At 68.7% G+C, this 15,580-nt stretch carries 12 protein-coding genes; 6 read left to right on the top strand and 6 right to left on the bottom strand.

Going from position 1 to position 15,580, the window contains the following annotated elements:
- Positions 1-315: 315 nt before the first annotated feature.
- Positions 316-1,032, top strand: coding sequence for a helix-turn-helix transcriptional regulator (locus HLH48_RS21000; RefSeq protein WP_182999427.1), 717 nt, complete (start codon positions 316-318; stop codon positions 1,030-1,032).
- A 125-nt stretch (positions 1,033-1,157) separates the two neighbouring features.
- On the top strand, positions 1,158-1,997 hold the full coding sequence (locus tag HLH48_RS20995; protein WP_182999426.1) for a sulfotransferase family protein: 840 nt from the start codon (positions 1,158-1,160) through the stop codon (positions 1,995-1,997).
- A gap of 22 nt (positions 1,998-2,019) precedes the next feature.
- On the opposite strand, the gene HLH48_RS20990 is transcribed toward HLH48_RS20995, so the two are convergent.
- The 6 genes from HLH48_RS20990 to HLH48_RS20965 all read right to left on the bottom strand — a co-directional run bounded on the left by HLH48_RS20990 (position 2,020) and on the right by HLH48_RS20965 (position 10,201).
- On the bottom strand, positions 2,020-3,411 hold the full coding sequence (locus HLH48_RS20990; RefSeq protein ID WP_182999425.1) for an FAD/NAD(P)-binding protein: 1,392 nt from the start codon (positions 3,409-3,411) through the stop codon (positions 2,020-2,022).
- A 44-nt stretch (positions 3,412-3,455) separates the two neighbouring features.
- On the bottom strand, positions 3,456-5,561 hold the full coding sequence (locus tag HLH48_RS20985) for a TonB-dependent receptor family protein (protein ID WP_246387631.1): 2,106 nt from the start codon (positions 5,559-5,561) through the stop codon (positions 3,456-3,458).
- A 232-nt stretch (positions 5,562-5,793) separates the two neighbouring features.
- On the bottom strand, positions 5,794-6,327 hold the full coding sequence (locus HLH48_RS20980) for a flavin reductase (RefSeq protein WP_182999423.1): 534 nt from the start codon (positions 6,325-6,327) through the stop codon (positions 5,794-5,796).
- 25 nt (positions 6,328-6,352) lie between these two features.
- A complete protein-coding gene (gene ssuD / locus HLH48_RS20975; protein ID WP_182999422.1) occupies positions 6,353-7,531 on the bottom strand; it encodes an FMNH2-dependent alkanesulfonate monooxygenase in 1,179 nt (392 codons plus the stop codon).
- A 1-nt stretch (position 7,532) separates the two neighbouring features.
- Entirely contained in the window at positions 7,533-8,975 is a 1,443-nt protein-coding gene (locus tag HLH48_RS20970; protein WP_182999421.1) for an LLM class flavin-dependent oxidoreductase, read from the bottom strand.
- Positions 8,972-10,201: an acyl-CoA dehydrogenase family protein gene (locus HLH48_RS20965; RefSeq protein WP_182999420.1), complete on the bottom strand. Its 1,230-nt coding sequence runs from the start codon at positions 10,199-10,201 to the stop codon at positions 8,972-8,974. The genes HLH48_RS20970 and HLH48_RS20965 overlap by 4 nt, the downstream gene beginning before the upstream one ends.
- 316 nt (positions 10,202-10,517) lie before the next feature.
- On the opposite strand from HLH48_RS20965, the gene HLH48_RS20960 reads away from it, so the two are divergent.
- From HLH48_RS20960 to HLH48_RS20945, 4 genes are read left to right on the top strand one after another with little or no spacing between them, the layout of a single operon-like run.
- Entirely contained in the window at positions 10,518-12,176 is a 1,659-nt protein-coding gene (locus HLH48_RS20960) for an ABC transporter substrate-binding protein (protein ID WP_182999419.1), read from the top strand.
- Positions 12,173-13,123 carry an ABC transporter permease gene (locus HLH48_RS20955; protein ID WP_220795247.1) on the top strand — a complete coding sequence of 317 codons (951 nt, stop codon included), beginning with the start codon at positions 12,173-12,175 and terminating at the stop codon, positions 13,121-13,123. The genes HLH48_RS20960 and HLH48_RS20955 overlap by 4 nt, the downstream gene beginning before the upstream one ends.
- Complete coding sequence (locus tag HLH48_RS20950) at positions 13,120-13,986, top strand: ABC transporter permease (RefSeq protein ID WP_182999417.1); 867 nt, start codon at positions 13,120-13,122, stop codon at positions 13,984-13,986. Before HLH48_RS20955 ends, HLH48_RS20950 begins: the two co-directional genes overlap by 4 nt.
- Positions 13,983-15,572: a dipeptide ABC transporter ATP-binding protein gene (locus HLH48_RS20945; protein WP_182999416.1), complete on the top strand. Its 1,590-nt coding sequence runs from the start codon at positions 13,983-13,985 to the stop codon at positions 15,570-15,572. Before HLH48_RS20950 ends, HLH48_RS20945 begins: the two co-directional genes overlap by 4 nt.
- Positions 15,573-15,580 lie beyond the last annotated feature (8 nt).

The following is a 15,580-nucleotide window of genomic DNA, read 5'->3' as shown; positions in this document are numbered from 1 at the left end:
CCGCCCGCATCTCAGGCCAAACCGCCCTCAGTGCAATCCGAAGTCTCGTCGATGGAACGTTCGTCGTCGCCTGATCAGCACCAAAAAAGCCAGCCCCGTGAGCAGTTACCCGCGCGCGCCCCGCCGACATGTAACAAAATGCAACAGATATTGATGCACCATCCCGCCCTTTTGCGTCTATGTGTGCTCTCAAGATCACGAAGCCGCAGGCTTTTATAATTCTTTCGTGGCACGCAAGGATTTTCCAATCATGTCCAGCCTCGTCCCCGGGCGGCAGGCCGTCCCATCCGTAACGCGTGCGGCGGCGCCCCCCTGATGGCGCGCCTCTATGCAGAGATCTTCGACCTGGCGACCGCGCTCCGCTCGGCGCCGACCGTTCCGGACCTGAACAACGCTTTCCGGCACATCGTGCAGCGTCTCGGGCCTTATGCCTACGCGCTGGGCGAGGTCCACAAGACCCATGCCGGCGAACGCCACCTCGTCAGCACCACCTATCCGCGCCACTGGGCGGAACATTATCGCGACCAGCGATACGATCGCGTCGATCCGACGATCGACCCGGCGCATTTCTGGCGCACGCCCTACGACTGGCGCCAGCTCCGCCGGGCCGAGATACCGGCACAACGCCGAATGTTCGCCGAGTTTTCCGATCTGGGGTTCAAGGGCGGCTATTCGATCCCGCTCCCATCCTCCCCCGCGTCCCTGTTCCTGATCGGCGTCGCGTCACAGGAACCCGCGATATCCGCGAAAGACAAGACCGCCCTGGTTCTCGCTTTCAGCCAGTATCATCATCGCTATCACGAAATCGCCTCGCCCCGCCCGGCCGCCGACGCGCCGTCCCTGACGGAGCGCGAGCGCGAATGCCTCCTCTGGGTCGCGCAGGGCAAGGATACCCAAGACATCGGGACGATCCTGAATATCAGCGAGAATACCGTAAAATTCCATCTCCGGAACGCCATGGCCAAGCTGGACTGCCACAACCGCGTCCAGACGGTGGTACGGGCGATCTGCCACGGGCTCATCCAGCCCTGAACATCCGCGCGCTCCACGCGCATAGCCACGCCCGGTCCGGCACGCACCCTACCCGGACGGGCAGGCAGCCCATCCCGCGAAAATATGTTGAATGACACACCGATATCTCATCAGGGATCCCACGCATGCATCCCCCGGTCGTCCATTTCATGTCCGGACTGCCGCGCTCCGGCTCCACGTTGCTGGCCGCGATCCTGCAACAGAATCCGGCCGTCCGCCACGCGGGCATCATCACGCCGGTCGCGAACATGATGATCAAGCTCACATCGGTGATGGTCGAAGGAGAGTTCGCCACCGAGTTCGAGGCGGAAACGCGCCAGCGCCTGCTCAGGGGCATCCTGACCGGGTATTATGATGACGGATCACGGTCCGGTTCGACGACGGGCGATATCGTCATCGACAACAACCGTCTGTGGTGTACGCGCCTCGCCCTTCTGGACCACCTGTTCCCCGCGTCGCGCGTCATCTGCTGCGTGCGCGATCCGGTCTGGATCATCGATTCCTTCGAACGCATCATGCAGAAGGACCCCCTTCTCGGCTCCAGGATCGTCCCGATCGAACAGCGCGGAACGCTCCACGACCGCGTGAATGCCCTCACCTCACAGGGTGGACCCTTCGGCTTCTGCTGGCATGCGTTCAACGAGGCATTCTACAGCGCCCTCGCGCACAAGCTGATCGTGGTGGAATATGACCGCCTGGTCACGGCACCGCGCGACACCCTGCAACGCCTGTCCGATCTCCTGTCCCTGCCCCGCTGGGATTACGATTTCAATGATATCCGGTTCGAGCAGCCGGTCCGCTTCGACCAGGCCCTCGGAACACCCGGCCTGCACGCGGTCCGCCCGCGCGTGTCCATGGCACCGCGCCGCCCCGTCCTTCCGCCGGACATCGTGTCCCGACTGGCGGGCGGCAGCTTCTGGCGCAACCCGGACATGAACCCCGGCAACGCGACCATCCTGGCCTGAGGCCCCGCCTTCGCGGGCCGCTTCACCCCGCTCCCCGCCGCGCCTCCCGCAGGATGGTCGCGGCGATCATCTCCGCATTCGCCGTCACTTCCGGCAACCCCATCAGCTCGCCGAACGTCCCGCGCGACAGCGGCCCGGCAACGAACAGCGTCGGTACCGTCTCCCCCTCCGCCGAAACCGCATGGCCCTCCCGGTCGGTATCCACCCCCAGCCCCACCGGGTCGGGCCGCAACAGCCCCTGCCGGCCAAGACCGGCCAGAAAGAGCTGCGAGGACAGGATACGGGCATGGTCGGGCCCGGTGGTGGTCACCACCACGTCGAACGACGCGAACGACAGCCCGCCGCCACGCCGGCGCAGCATCACGTCGATCCCCTCGCCCTGCCGGTCGGCGGCCTCGATCCGCGCGGCCAGCACCTCCAGTGTCTCCCCGGCGATCCGCCGATGCAGCACCCGCTCCACCTGCGGCGCGATGCGAAAGCGCCGCGTGTCCCAGAACGGCCGCACATGCCGCACCAGCCGCCGCCGTTCCACGACCGGCAATGCCGCCCAGATGGCCCCGGCCTGCCGGCGCACGGCATTGAAGACGGTCTGCCACGGCCGGTCGGGGTCGTCGCGCAACGCCAGCCGCACCCGGCGCAGCGCCCCCCGCGCGGTCACCGCCGGCTCGGTGGAAAAATCCCCCCAGGCATCGGTCACGTCGCTCAGGTCCGCCTGCGACACCTGCCCCCGCCGCGACAGCGCCACGATCCGCCCCCGATGCCCCGCGCCGTCCAGCGAGGCCACCACATCCGCCATGCTCAGCCCGGTGCCCACGATCAACACCCGGTCGTCCGGCCCGATCCCGTCCAACGCCCCCGCCGCCCAGGGATCGGCGACCAGCCGGCCGCCCCCCTCCGCCAGCCCGGCCAGCGCCGCCGGGGCCGCCGGGGCCGGATGCGAGGTCGCGATCACCAGGATATCGGCCCGATCCCGGGCGCCGTCATCGGTGGTGATCCACCACCCCCCCTCCGCCCGGGGCACGACGCCGGACACCCGGGCCCGCCGATGCACCACCTGCCCGCCGGCCAGGCGCGGCGCCAGCCGCGCCGCCACATAGCGCCCGAACACCGACCGCGCGGGATAGGCCGCGCCATCGGCCAGCACCGCCTCCGGGTCCGCCGCCAACGCGCCATCCGCCGTCAGCCAGGCCTGGAAATCATCGGGCATGGCGGTCGTCAGGCTCATCCGCGCGGCGGGCACGTTGATACGGTGGCGCGGATCGCGCGCTCCGTACGCCACCCCCTGCCCCAGCGCCTCGCGCGGCTCGAACACCGTCACCGGCGGCAGGTCGCCGCCCCCGTCCGTCAGATGCCAGGCAATGGCCGCACCGCTGAAGCCACCGCCGATAATGCCAATTCTGGGCCGATCACTCATACCATTCACTCATGCCATTCCCGGATCGCGCATCGTCCGGTGCCTCAGTCGAAGCCCACCGACACGCCGGCGAACACGCCCAGCCCGTCGCCCGGCTGCATCACCGCCAGTTGCTTGCCGCCGGCGATATAGCCGGGCACGACGATGGCGGCATAATGCGTATTGGCCAGGTTATCGACGCTCAGGAAAACCTGCCGATGCTTGCCGGGCCATTCGTAGCCGATATTCAGATTGTAGATATGATAGGACGGCGCGAAATAGGTCTCGTCATATGCGGCACCGACCTTCGACGACACCTGGGCATTGAACCCGGCATAGAATCCCGCCCTGGTGTCCAGATGAATCTCGCCCTGGTAGAAATGTTCCGGAATCCCCGGCAGCCGGTTGGCCCCGAACACCGAATCATGGCGAAAGCGAAAATCTTGCCATGTATAGGCCTGGCGAAGCGACAGCCGGTTGCCGGCCCATTCGTACAGCGTGGTGTCCAGCGAGGCCTCGACCCCCTGGTGCATGGTCGGCGACCCGTTGCCATAGATCGACGCCCCGACCGCCTGCGATTGCGGCGTCATCACCGACAGCAATTCGTTCCGCACGTCGGAATGGTAGAAGGTCAGGCTCCATTTGTTCCGCCACGCCTGGCCGGTGGTGCCGATCTCATAGGTCGTCGCCGTCTGGTTGCGCAGCTTCCCTGCGCCCGAATTCATGCCCGATTGCGGAATATTGCCGGTAAAATAAGGCCCCGCATAATTCAGGTTCCAGTCGTTGGGCGGCTGGATGCTGCGGCTGACATTGCCATACAGCTCCACATGCGGGCTGATGACATAGCGAAATCCCCCACGCGGCACGAAATTGACCGACGATTCCCCGAAATTCGCCCCCGCCGCCGTACGGGGGTACGGCACGCCCGACGATTTCTCGACAAACGCCACCGCCGCCGCCGTGGTCAGCCAGAAATCATGGAATATTTCCGTATTGTTCCGAAGATGCAGATAATTCTCCGTCCCGCCATAGGTCACGTGCCGCAGCACCTCCCCGATCGGCAGCCCCGCCAGATGCCCGGTCGCGACCCGCACCCGGTTGGTCTGCCACGCCTCCAGGTCCGACGTGTCCATGAAGCCCAGTTGCGTATCGCTCCTGTGCCCGGCCAGCACGTCATGGCGCGTATAGTTCACGGTCGCGGCCACCGTCTTGTAGCCCCAGATCTGGCTGAAACTGGTATTCTGGATGTCGATCGGCGCGTCCTGGTAATCGAAGCCCAGTTCCAGGTTCGACCGGTCGTCGAGCCTGACGGTGGTCATGTTGCCATAGAATTTGGAGCCCGGCTGGATCCGCACCGAATGCCAGGCCCGATAGGGCGACTGCGCCTGTTTCGGATCGTCCAGAATCTGGTCCCGGGTCAGATAGCCGGGATACCCGTTGCGGGTCTGGCGATAGCGAAAGAAGAACCGCGTCGAAACCCGGTCGTTGAAACGATAGCCGAAATTGGCATTCACCCCGAAACTGTTCGCCTGCGTCTCGGCCTGGTAGCCGCCGCGGTACGAATTGGTCACGCTGATATAATAATCGGCCTTGCCGATCACCTTGCCCGAGCTGAGCTGTTCCTTGGTATAGCCGAAACTGCCGGCCTCGACCCGCGCCTGATAGGTCTGCGCGTCATAGCCGGTCTGGGTCACGTAATTGATGCCGCCGCCCAGTTGCAGCCCGCCATAATCGAAGGCATTCGCCCCGCGCAGCACTTCCGTGTAGCGCAGCCCCAGCGGCTCGAACAATTCGTAGGGCGTGCCGGCGGGCGTGGTGACGGGCAGCCCGTCGAACATCATCAGGATGCCGGAGCGGAAATAATTGGTGCCGACCTGGATCCCCGACCCACGGATCGACAGCCGCAACCCGTCGCCCCCGCCCGAGGACTGCGCGAACACGCCGGGCTGGAAAGCCAGCGCATCGGCATTGGTCAGGTTGCGCCCGCGCAGCACCTGCCTGGCATCGATCACGGTCGCCGCCCCCGGCAGGCTGTCCAGCCGCGCCCGCGCCCGGTCGGCGGGCGACAGGCGATGGGTCGCGACCACGATCTCCTCGCCCTTCGCATGCGGCGCGGCCGGGGGCGGGCTCGTATCGGCCCGGGCATGGCCGGCCGGCGGCCCCACCTGCATCAGGGCCAGCAATGAGGCACCCGGCAACAGCCGGGCGGATCGCGAGACGAAAGGGGGCATGACCAGCAATTTCCGGAATAGCCAGGAATGGACAGGGACGATCGAATCCACACGCTTCCGGCGTGCCGCTCTTCCATCGCCGACCAAAACACATTCCAGCTTTGTTTCTTTTGGTATTTGCTATTATTTTCGTGAATTCAAGGCGCGCCGGAGCCCACCCCCGGACGTCCCGTCAACAGGACGCCGGCAGCACCGCATAGCGCCGCGCGAACCAGACCAGCCCGTCCGCCCCCTCGCCGGGCAGATGCACGTCCAGCACCTGGGCAAACACCACCGTATGGGTTCCGGCCTCGACAACCCGCCCGACCCGGCATTCGAAACACGCCAGCGCGCCCTCCAGCAGCGGCGCCCCGGTCACCCCCCGCCGCCAGCGCCCACCCGCGAAACGCTCCTCCATCGTCTTCGACCGGCTGCCGAAGGCCGAGGACAGCGCCTGCTGCGCGCCGGCCAGCACATTCACCGCCAGCACCCCATGGTCCAGCACATGCGGATGCGCGCTGGTGGCGCGATTGATGCACACCAGCAGGGTCGGCGGCATGTCCGACACGCTGCACACGGCGGTCGCGGTAAAGCCGTGCCGGCCATTCCCGCCATCGGTGGTGACGATCGTCACCGCCCCGGCCAGCAGCGCCATGCCATCGCGAAAGCGCCGGGCGGAGCCGGCATCGAGGCCGCCGGGCAGCGGCGCTTTTACGGAAACGTTCATCTCACGCGATCCTTCGGGTCACGGTTCAGGCGGCGCGATGGCCGGAGGCGGCATCCGGCCGCCGATCGCCGGCGATCGTCTCGCCGAACGGCCCCATATTGCTGATCGCGGCGGCGGCGCGCACCGGATGCGCCGTCGGCAGCAGCGGCAGCACGGATTCGCCGAACTGATAGGCCTCCTCCAGGTGCGGATAACCCGAAAAAATGAAACTATCGATACCCAGCCTGCGATATTCGTCGATCCGCTCCGCCACGGTCGCCGGGTCGCCCACCAGCGCGGTCCCGGCCCCGCCACGCACCAGCCCCACCCCGGCCCACAGGTTGGGGCTGATCTCCAGCCTGTCGCGCCGGCCGCCATGCAGCGCGCTCATCCGCGCCTGCCCGACGGAATCCATGCGGGCGAACACCTTCTGCGCCTCGGCGATGGTGGCATCGTCGAGGTACGAAATCAGCCGGTCCGCCTCCGCCCAGGCCGCCTCGTTGGTCTCCCGCACGATCACATGCAGCCGGATGCCGAACGACACCTCCCGCCCCCGCGCCTCCGCCTCGCGGCGCACATGGGCGATCTTCTCGGCCACCTGCGCCGGCGGCTCGCCCCAGGTCAGGTATTTGTCGATATGCGTCGCCGCCACATCCACCGCCGCCGGCGACGAGCCGCCGAAATAAAGCGGCGGCCCGTTTTCCTGAAAGGCCGGAAACAGCAGCCGCCCGTCCTCGATGCGGAAATGCGGCCCCTCGTGGTTCACCGTCTCGCCGCGCAGCAGGGCGCGATAGATCTCCAGGAATTCGTCGGTAATCGCATAACGCTCGGCATGGTCGGCAAAGAACCCGTCCCCGGCATTCTCCTTCGGGTCGCCGCCGGTCACGATATTGATCAGCAGCCGCCCCTGCGAAATCCGGTCCAGCGTCGCCGTCATCCGCGCCGACAGGGTGGGCGATTGCAATCCCGGCCGCACCGCGATCAGGAATTTCAGCCGCTCGGTGCTCGGTGCCAGGGCAGATGCCACCACCCAGCTATCCTCACAACTGCGCCCGGTCGGGATCAGCACGCCGTAATAGCCCAGCGAATCCGCCGCCCGCGCCACCTGTTGCAGATAAGGCAGGTCGACCGGCCGCCCACCCTTCTGCGTGCCCAGGTAGCGGGAATCGCCATGCGTCGGCAGAAACCACAATATGTTGATTTTCTCGGGGATCTCGGCACGCATGTCAGGACGCCTTGTTCTGGATCAGGTCGGGAAAGAGCGGCGGGGTGGGCGTCGCCAGCGCCGCCGGGTCGCGATAGCGCGCGGCGGCATGCCGGTCCGGCAGGCGGGCCTGGCCCGCGCCGAACAGCCGCTCGCGCAGGGTCTCGTCCGGCGCATAGGCGGTGCGATACCGCCCCCGCGCCTGCAATTCCGGCACGATCAGGTCGATGAAATCCCGCGCGGTGTCAAAGGAGTGGTACTGGCGCAGGTTGATGCCGTCGATACCGTCCACGTCCAGCCAGGATTCGATGGCATCGGCCACCCGCCCCGGTTCCCCGGCGATGAAATAGCGCCCTTCGTCAAACCGGCCGATCTGCTCCAGCGCGCTGCCCACCGTCTGCTCGGGCCGGAACCGCCGCCCCATGTTGCCAAAGCGCGCCCCCTCGTGCCGCAAGACGCTCGCAATCGTATCGTCCGGGTCGTAGCGGCGCAGGTCCACCTCCGACTGCGCATGGATCAGCGCGCCTTCCAGACTGTAGAACGCCCGATAGGCCTCCAGCTTTTCCCGCGCCGCCCGCTCGCTCGGCCCGGTGATGATCCCGGCCTGGACGATGAAGCGGATATCGTCGGGCCGCCGGCCGAAAGCCTGCGCGCGCCGGCGCGTGGCCGCGATGTTGCGGCGCACGTCCTCGGTCGTCTGCCCGCCGATAAACACCACTTCCGCATGGCGCGCGGCATATTCCAGTCCCGCCGCCGATCCGGTCGCCTGAAACAGCACCGGCGTGCGCTGCCGCGACGGCTGCACCAGATGCGGCCCCGCGACCCGGAAATGCGCGCCGCGATGATCGATGGCCCGCACCCGCGCGGGGTCGGTAAAGACATCCCGCGCCCGATCGGCCACGATCGCGTCGTCGTCCCAGCTTCCTTCCCACAATTTATAGAGCACATCGATATATTCGTCGGCGATCACATAGCGCTCGTCATGCGGGACCTCGTCCTCCAGCCCGAAATTCCGCGCGGCGGCCGGCAGGTACGAAGTCACGACGTTCCACCCGGCCCGCCCCCCGGTCAGCACGTCCAGCGTCGCCATGCGCCGCGCGAAGGCAAAGGGCGGCTCATAGGTGGTGGAAAAAGTCACGCCGAACCCGACATGTTTCGTCACCGCTGCCATCGCCGGCACCAGCATCAACGGGTCCAGGTTCGGGATCTGCACCGCCTGGCGCAACGCCGCCGCCGTACCGTCGCCGAACCGGTCATAGGTCCCGACCACATCGGCCAGGAACACGGCATCGAACAGCCCCCGCTCGGCCAGTTGCGCGACCTCGGTCCAGTACGACAGTTCGGAAAACCGATGGCGGTTATTGCCGGGCGCCCGCCACATGCCATGCACGATATGCCCGACGCACGCCATCTCGAACAGGTTGACATGCAGGTGCCGCCGCGCGGGGCTCTCGCCGCCGCTCATGACGCGCGCTCCCCACCCGTCGCGGCGGGCCGCCAGATCGCATCCAGCGCCGTGCCGTTCAGTTCCAGGTCCCCCAGCGCCCGCGCCCGCTGCACCGCCGGATTGTGCGAGGCCAGCACGCGGGCATTGCGCCAGTGCCGGTCCAGCCCCAGCGCCGACGCCGTGGCCGAGGCCCCGCCGACCTCGAACAGCCGCGTCGTCGCCTCCAGCGCCTGGTCCAGCACGACCTGCTGCGCCTGGAAGGCGATGCGCTCGGCCTCGTCGTACAGCGGGTGCTCCAGCACCCCCGCATCCCATGTCGCCGAAGCCCGCTCCAGCGCCCGGGCCACATCCTCGACCAGCGCCGCGGTCGAATAGGCCAGCGCCGACAGCCGCCCCACCACCTGCTGCACCAGCGGGTCGTGGCGCTGGCTCACCTTGCCCGGCACGCCGAAGGTGCGGGTGCGCGGCCGCACGAACGCCACCGCGTCGCGCAGCGCCGCCCGGGTGATTCCCGCCAGCGTCGCCAGATGGAACAGTTGATAATAGGCGGTCAGGAAGCTGCTGCTCGGCACATGGTCGAACGACGACCGCGCCAGGATCTGCCCGTCCGTCACCGCCACGCCGTCGAAGCGCGTGGTGCCGCTGCCGGTCAGGCGCTGGCCGAACCCGTCCCAATCGTCCTCGCGCGTCACGCCGGGCGCCGCGGCCGGCACGGCCAGATGCACGCGCTCGCCGCCATCGGCGGCCACGACGATGATCCAGTCGGCATACAGCGTGCCGGTCGAATAATATTTGGTGCCATCCAGGCGCCAGTCCGCGCCCTGCCGCGTCAGCGTGGTGCTGGTCCCGGTGCTGTCGGTCAGTTCGGCCATCGCGGCGCCGAACAGCGCGCCATCCACGATCCGGGCGTACCACTCCGCCGACCGCGCCCGGTCGGCGTCGCGCCGCCGCCCCTCGATAAAGGCGAAATGCGCCCGCACGATCTGCGGCAGGTTGGAATCCGCCGCCGCCAGTTCGGTCAGCAGGCGGAAGCTCTCCACCAGCCCCAGCCCGGCGCCCCCGGCCTCCCGCGGCACCCGCAGGGCGCCGAACCCGGCCTCGCGCAGCCACGCCACGGGTTCATGGGGCAACACGCGGCCCTGCTCGCGCGCCGCCGCGCCCACCTCGATCCGCTCGAATACCGCGCGCAGCCCCTCATCCGTCGGGGCGCGGGGCGCCAGCGCATCCTGGGTCAATGCGTCCATCGTCTTCCGGGCCTTCCGTCGAAAACAACAAAATTCTACGTCATTAATTTCCGCGTGACAGAGGATTATAAACGATTCACCATGTGTCAATGACGATATCACAAAAACATCACCCCCTTTACGGATGGCGAACTTAATAAATTGAATAACAATCATAATTTTTCCACAGCGCCTTAAGGCCGCCGGCGCGCGCCGCAAAATTACACAAAAATTTATGATATATTTTTCTTGAGATTGAAAAATAACACGATAGAAATCGTCAAAGCTTGGCGAAATCAACGATCTCTTTGGCAATCAAGCCCGCGGAACCCTGTCGATGCCCCCCCAGCCCCACCCCATCCCCCACGCGCGCCCCGCGCTATGGCTGGGCGCCGCCGCGCTGCTGCTGGCCATGACGGGGTGCCGCCGCCATGAATCCCATGCCGCCGCGCACACGCCGACCCGGGGCGGAACGCTGGTCTACGCCACCGACCGCGAGCCGATCTGCCTCGACCCGCACGTGCAGGGCGACATGCCGCAGGTCTTCCTGGCGCAGCAATATCTGGACTCGCTGGTGGCGATGGACGGCGCGGGCCATATCCTCCCCTGGCTGGCCACCGACTGGACGGTGTCGGATGACGGGCGGACCTACCTCTTCCACCTGCGCCACGACGTGACCTTCACCGACGGCACGCCGTTCACCGCCGAGGCGGTCCGCGCGAATCTCGACCACATGGTCGATCCGCATACCCAGTCCAGCACCGCCGGCGGCTATATCAGGCAATATGCGGGCACCGACGTCATCGATGCCTATACGGCGGCCGTGCATCTCAAGACGCCCTATGCCGCGTTCCTCGAAGTGCTGGCCCAGGGCTTCCTCGGCATCGAATCCCCCCGCGCCCTGGCCCGCCCGCGCGACGAAAACTGCCAGAATCCGGTCGGGTCCGGCCCCTTCCGCATCGTGCGCTGGGACCATCAGAGCCAGATCGTGCTGGAACGCAATCCGGCCTATCGCTGGGGCCCGCCCACGGCCCTCCATACCGGCCCGGCCCGGCTGGACCGCATCGAATGGCGGATCATCCCCGAACCCTCGGTGCGCTTCGCGGCCCTGCAAGCCGGCGAGGTCGACGTCATCGACTCCCTGCCGCCCGAGGCCGAGACCCCGGCCCGGCGCAATCCCGACCTGTGGCTGCTGCTGGCCGACCGGCCCGGCAACCCGACCAACGGCACGCTCAACACCCGCCGCGCGCCGTTCGACGATATCCGGGTGCGCGAGGCCTTCCTGCGCTCCGCCGATATCGACGGCGCGCTGGCCAGCGTCTTCTTCCACCATTATCGCCGCGCCGGCGGCCCGCTCAGCCCCACCACCCCGTTCTACAGCCCGGCGTTCGAACATCACGCCGACTACGACCCCGACCGCGCCCGCGCCCTGCTGGACCAGGCCGGCTGGACCGGCCGCACCGCACAGGGCATCCGCACCCGCGGCGGTCACCCGCTGGTGGTCCATATCCCGGTCAAGGCCTCGCTCTCCGCCGCCGAACGCACGTTGTGGGAGCAGGTGCAGGCCACGGCACGCGCCACCGGCTTCGACGTGCGGCTGGAAAACGGCGACGACACCACGGTCCAGGAACGCGAGGGCCAGTGGGATTACGACGTGCGCATCGGCTACTGGAACACCAACACCGCCGACGTGCTGCGCATCATCTTTTCCTCCGCCTTCCTCGGCGCGGCGGGCGTCGCCGGCCACCATCAGAACGAGGCCGGATTCAGCGACCCTGCCTTCGACCGCGTCGTCGACGACGCCCTGCTGACCACCGATCCGGACAGGCGCCGCGCCCTCTATCTCCAAGCCCAGACCATCGCGGCGCGGAACTTCCTGCAAGTCACCACCTACCCGCAGAGCACCCGGCTCGCCTTGTCGCGCGCGGTGCATGACGTCCGGCTCGAACCCTCGCTGAACGTGACCAGCCTGTATGATTCATGGGTGACACGATGACCCGCTTCCTCCAACGCCTCGCATGGCGCCTCGCATGGCGTCTGGCGGGCGGCCTGCTGGTCCTGCTGGCCGCCGCCAGCCTGACCTTCGCCGCCCTGCACCTGGCCCCGGGCGATCCCGTCACCGCCATCCTCGGCGGCGCCTCGGCCAACCCGACGCCGGAAGCCATCGCCGCCGCCCGCCACGAATACGGGCTCGACCGTCCGCTGGCGGTGCAGTACGGCCTCTATCTCGCCCGCATCGCGCGCGGCGAACTGGGCCAGTCCTTCTCCCTGCACATGCCCGTCATCGCGGTGCTGCGCGCGCAGGCCCCCCCGACACTGGCGCTGATGGCCTCCTCGCTGGGCGTGGCCTGGCTGCTGGCCCTGCTCTCGGTCGTGCCGACCGCCCGGCGGGGCCTGTCGGGCGCCATCGCCTCGACGCTGGAGACGATCGGCGCCGGCCTGCCGCAATTCTGGCTCGGCATCCTGCTGCTGTGGGGCCTGGCCTTCGAATGGCGCCTGCTGCCCCCGGCCGGCAATCACGGCCTGCCCACGCTGGTGCTGCCCACCTTGTCGCTGGCCATCCCGCTGGCCGGCTTCCTCGCCCAGGTGATGCGCGAATCCTTCGACCTGGCGCTGGGCCAGCCCTTCATCCTCACCGCCCGCGCGCGCGGGCTGGGCGATGGCGCGGTCCGCCTGCGCCACGCCCTGCGCCACGCGCTCCTTCCCTGCATCGGCCTGTCGAGCTGGGCGGTCGGCGCGCTGGTGGGCAACGCGGTGGCGATCGAGATCATCTTCTCCCGCCAGGGGCTGGGCCGCGCGCTCTTCCTCTCCGTCGCCACCCACGACATGCCGCTGGTCTCCGGCATCGTCCTGTTCGTCGCGCTCGTCTACATCCTGGCCGGCCTGGCCGCCGACACGCTCTTCATCCTCGTCGATCCCAGACTGAAGGGAACGCGCCCATGACCACCCTGTCCCTCGCCCCGTCCATGACGCGCCAGCCCTCCCGGCGCCTCCGGCCCGCGCTCGGCCATCTCGGCCCGGCGGCCGCCTTCCTGTTCCTGGCCCTGCTGGCCGTCGCCGCCCTCGCCCCGCACCTGCTCACCCACGCCGACCCGCTGGCCATCGCCCCGCGCGACGCCTTCCACGCGCCCTCGGCCGCCCATCCCTTCGGCACCGACCAGTCGGGCCGCGACATCCTGGCCCGGGTCATCCACGGCGCCCGCCAGTCGCTGGCGCTGGGCGGCGGCGCCATCACCCTGTCGCTGGGCATCGCCACCATCCTCGCCCTGGTCGGCGGGCTGGGCGGGCGGATCGCCGAACAGGGCGTGCGCTGGCTGATAGACATCCTGTTCGCCTTTCCCGTGCTGGTGCTGGCGCTGCTCTGCACCGCGACGCTGGGCAGCGGCATCGTCCCGCTGATCGTGGCGATCGGGGTCGGCAGCGCCGCGGGCTATACGCGCATGGTGTTCGGCCAGGTGCTGTCGGTGCGTGACGCCGGCTATGTCGAGGCCGCGCGGGCGCTGGGCCACGGCCCGCTCCGCATCGTCGCCCGGCACATCCTGCCCAACGCCTTCCGCCCGCTGGTCGTCACCGCGACCATGGGGGTGGGGCAGACCGTCGTATGGTCCGCCGCCCTGTCCTTCCTCGGGCTGGGCGCCCCGCCCCCGGCGGCGGAATGGGGCACCATGCTGTCGATGGGCCGCGATTTCATCGCCGAGGCCTGGTGGATGACCTTCTTCCCCGGCCTCGCCATCGTGCTGACCATGCTCTCCACCACCATCGCCGGCCGCGCCCTGCAACGCGCGATCGAGGGGCGCGGACCATGAGCCTGGACGTCGAAAACCTCTCCATCTCCTTCCCCTCCCCGACCGGCGCGCACATGGCGGTCCGCGATGTGTCCTTCACCCTGCATCCGGGCCGGGTGGTGGCGCTGGTCGGCGAATCCGGCTCAGGCAAGAGCGTCACCGCGCGCGGCCTGATCGGCCTCGCCGGCGCCCAGGCGCACGTCACGGCGCGCCGCCTCGCCCTGAACGGCCGCGACCTCCGCGCCCTCTCCCCCCGCGACTGGCGCGCGCTGCGCGGCCGCGAGATCGGCATGGTGCTGCAAGACGCCCTGGTGGCGCTGGACCCGCTGCGCCCCGTCGGGCGGGAAATCGCCGAATCCCTCTCCGCCCATCGCTGGGGCACGCGGACCGAACGCCGCCAGCGCGTACACACCCTTCTGCAACAGGTCGGCATCCCCGACCCCGCCCTGCGCGCCCGCCAGCGCCCCGACGAACTCTCGGGCGGCCTGCGCCAGCGCGCCCTGATCGCCAGCGCCATCGCCCTGACCCCGAAATTGCTGATCGCGGACGAGCCGACCACCGCGCTGGACCCGTCGGTGCAGGCCCAGATCCTGGGCCTGCTGGGCCGTCTGCGCGACCAGGGCACCGGCCTGCTGCTGATCAGCCACGATCTCGGCTTCGTCGCCCGCCTGGCCGACCACGTGATCGTCCTGCATCACGGCGCGGTGGTGGAACAGGGCGAAACCGCGCGCATCCTCGGCCGCCCGGTCCACGCCTATACCCGGACCCTGCTCGACGCCGACCCGGTGCGCCACCCGCCCCGCGCCGCCAGACCGGCCCCGGACGGGCCGCCGCTGCTCGCGGCGCACGCCCTGTCCCTCGCCCGGCGCGGCCCCGACGGCCTCACGCGGCAGATCCTGGCCGATGTCGGGTTCACCCTCCATCCGGGCCGCACGCTGGGCCTGATCGGCGAATCCGGCTCGGGCAAGACCACCACCGCGCGCATCGTCACGGGCCTGACCCGGCCCGACAGCGGCCAGGTCACCTTCCTCGACCAGCCGTGGGTACGGGGCGGCGGCCAGCCGGTGGCCGAATCCGCCCGCCGTCCCCGCCGCCGCGCGATGGCCATGATCTACCAGGACCCGCTGGGCTCCTTCGACCCGCGCTGGACGGTGCGCCAGATCCTGGCCGACGCCCTGCCCGACACGCCGTCCACCGGCCGCGACCACGCCATCGCCTCCCTGCTGGACCGCGTCCGCCTGCCCGCGTCCATCGCCGCGCGGCACCCGGCCGCGCTCTCGGGCGGCCAGCGCCAGCGGGTGGCGATCGCGCGCGCCGTGGCGGTGCGCCCGGCGCTGATCGTGTGCGACGAACCGGTCTCGGCGCTCGACGTCTCCGTGCAGGCCCAGGTGCTGGACCTGCTGGAGGCATTGCAGCGCGACCTCGGCATGGCCTATCTGTTCATCTCGCACGATCTGGGCGTCATCCGGCGCATGTGCGACGACGTGCTGGTGATGCAGGCCGGCCGGATCGTCGAGGCCGGACCGGCGGCACGCATCCTCACCGCCCCCCGCCACGCCTTCACCCGCACCCTGCTGGACGCCGCGCAGGATCTCTCGGCTGCCTGAACGCAAAG

The organism is Gluconacetobacter sacchari (assembly GCF_014174255.1).
GTDB lineage: Bacteria > Pseudomonadota > Alphaproteobacteria > Acetobacterales > Acetobacteraceae > Gluconacetobacter > Gluconacetobacter sacchari.
Note: the sequence above shows the minus strand (reverse complement) of the source record. Positions and strands in the feature narration are given on the sequence as shown.

Bases quoted from the DNA above. Each gene is read 5' to 3' on its own strand.
- HLH48_RS20960 (WP_182999419.1), top strand. From the start codon at position 10,518: ATGCCCCCCCAGCCCCACCCCATCCCCCACGCGCGCCCCGCGCTATGG.
- HLH48_RS20970 (WP_182999421.1), bottom strand. From the start codon at position 8,975: ATGAGCGGCGGCGAGAGCCCCGCGCGGCGGCACCTGCATGTCAACCTG.
- HLH48_RS20945 (WP_182999416.1), top strand. From the start codon at position 13,983: ATGAGCCTGGACGTCGAAAACCTCTCCATCTCCTTCCCCTCCCCGACC.
- HLH48_RS20955 (WP_220795247.1), top strand. From the start codon at position 12,173: ATGACCCGCTTCCTCCAACGCCTCGCATGGCGCCTCGCATGGCGTCTG.
- HLH48_RS20985 (WP_246387631.1), bottom strand. From the start codon at position 5,561: ATGCAGGTGGGGCCGCCGGCCGGCCATGCCCGGGCCGATACGAGCCCG.
- HLH48_RS20965 (WP_182999420.1), bottom strand. From the start codon at position 10,201: ATGGACGCATTGACCCAGGATGCGCTGGCGCCCCGCGCCCCGACGGAT.
- HLH48_RS20980 (WP_182999423.1), bottom strand. From the start codon at position 6,327: ATGAACGTTTCCGTAAAAGCGCCGCTGCCCGGCGGCCTCGATGCCGGC.
- HLH48_RS20995 (WP_182999426.1), top strand. From the start codon at position 1,158: ATGCATCCCCCGGTCGTCCATTTCATGTCCGGACTGCCGCGCTCCGGC.
- HLH48_RS21000 (WP_182999427.1), top strand. From the start codon at position 316: ATGGCGCGCCTCTATGCAGAGATCTTCGACCTGGCGACCGCGCTCCGC.
- ssuD (WP_182999422.1), bottom strand. From the start codon at position 7,531: ATGCGTGCCGAGATCCCCGAGAAAATCAACATATTGTGGTTTCTGCCG.
- HLH48_RS20950 (WP_182999417.1), top strand. From the start codon at position 13,120: ATGACCACCCTGTCCCTCGCCCCGTCCATGACGCGCCAGCCCTCCCGG.
- HLH48_RS20990 (WP_182999425.1), bottom strand. From the start codon at position 3,411: ATGAGTGATCGGCCCAGAATTGGCATTATCGGCGGTGGCTTCAGCGGT.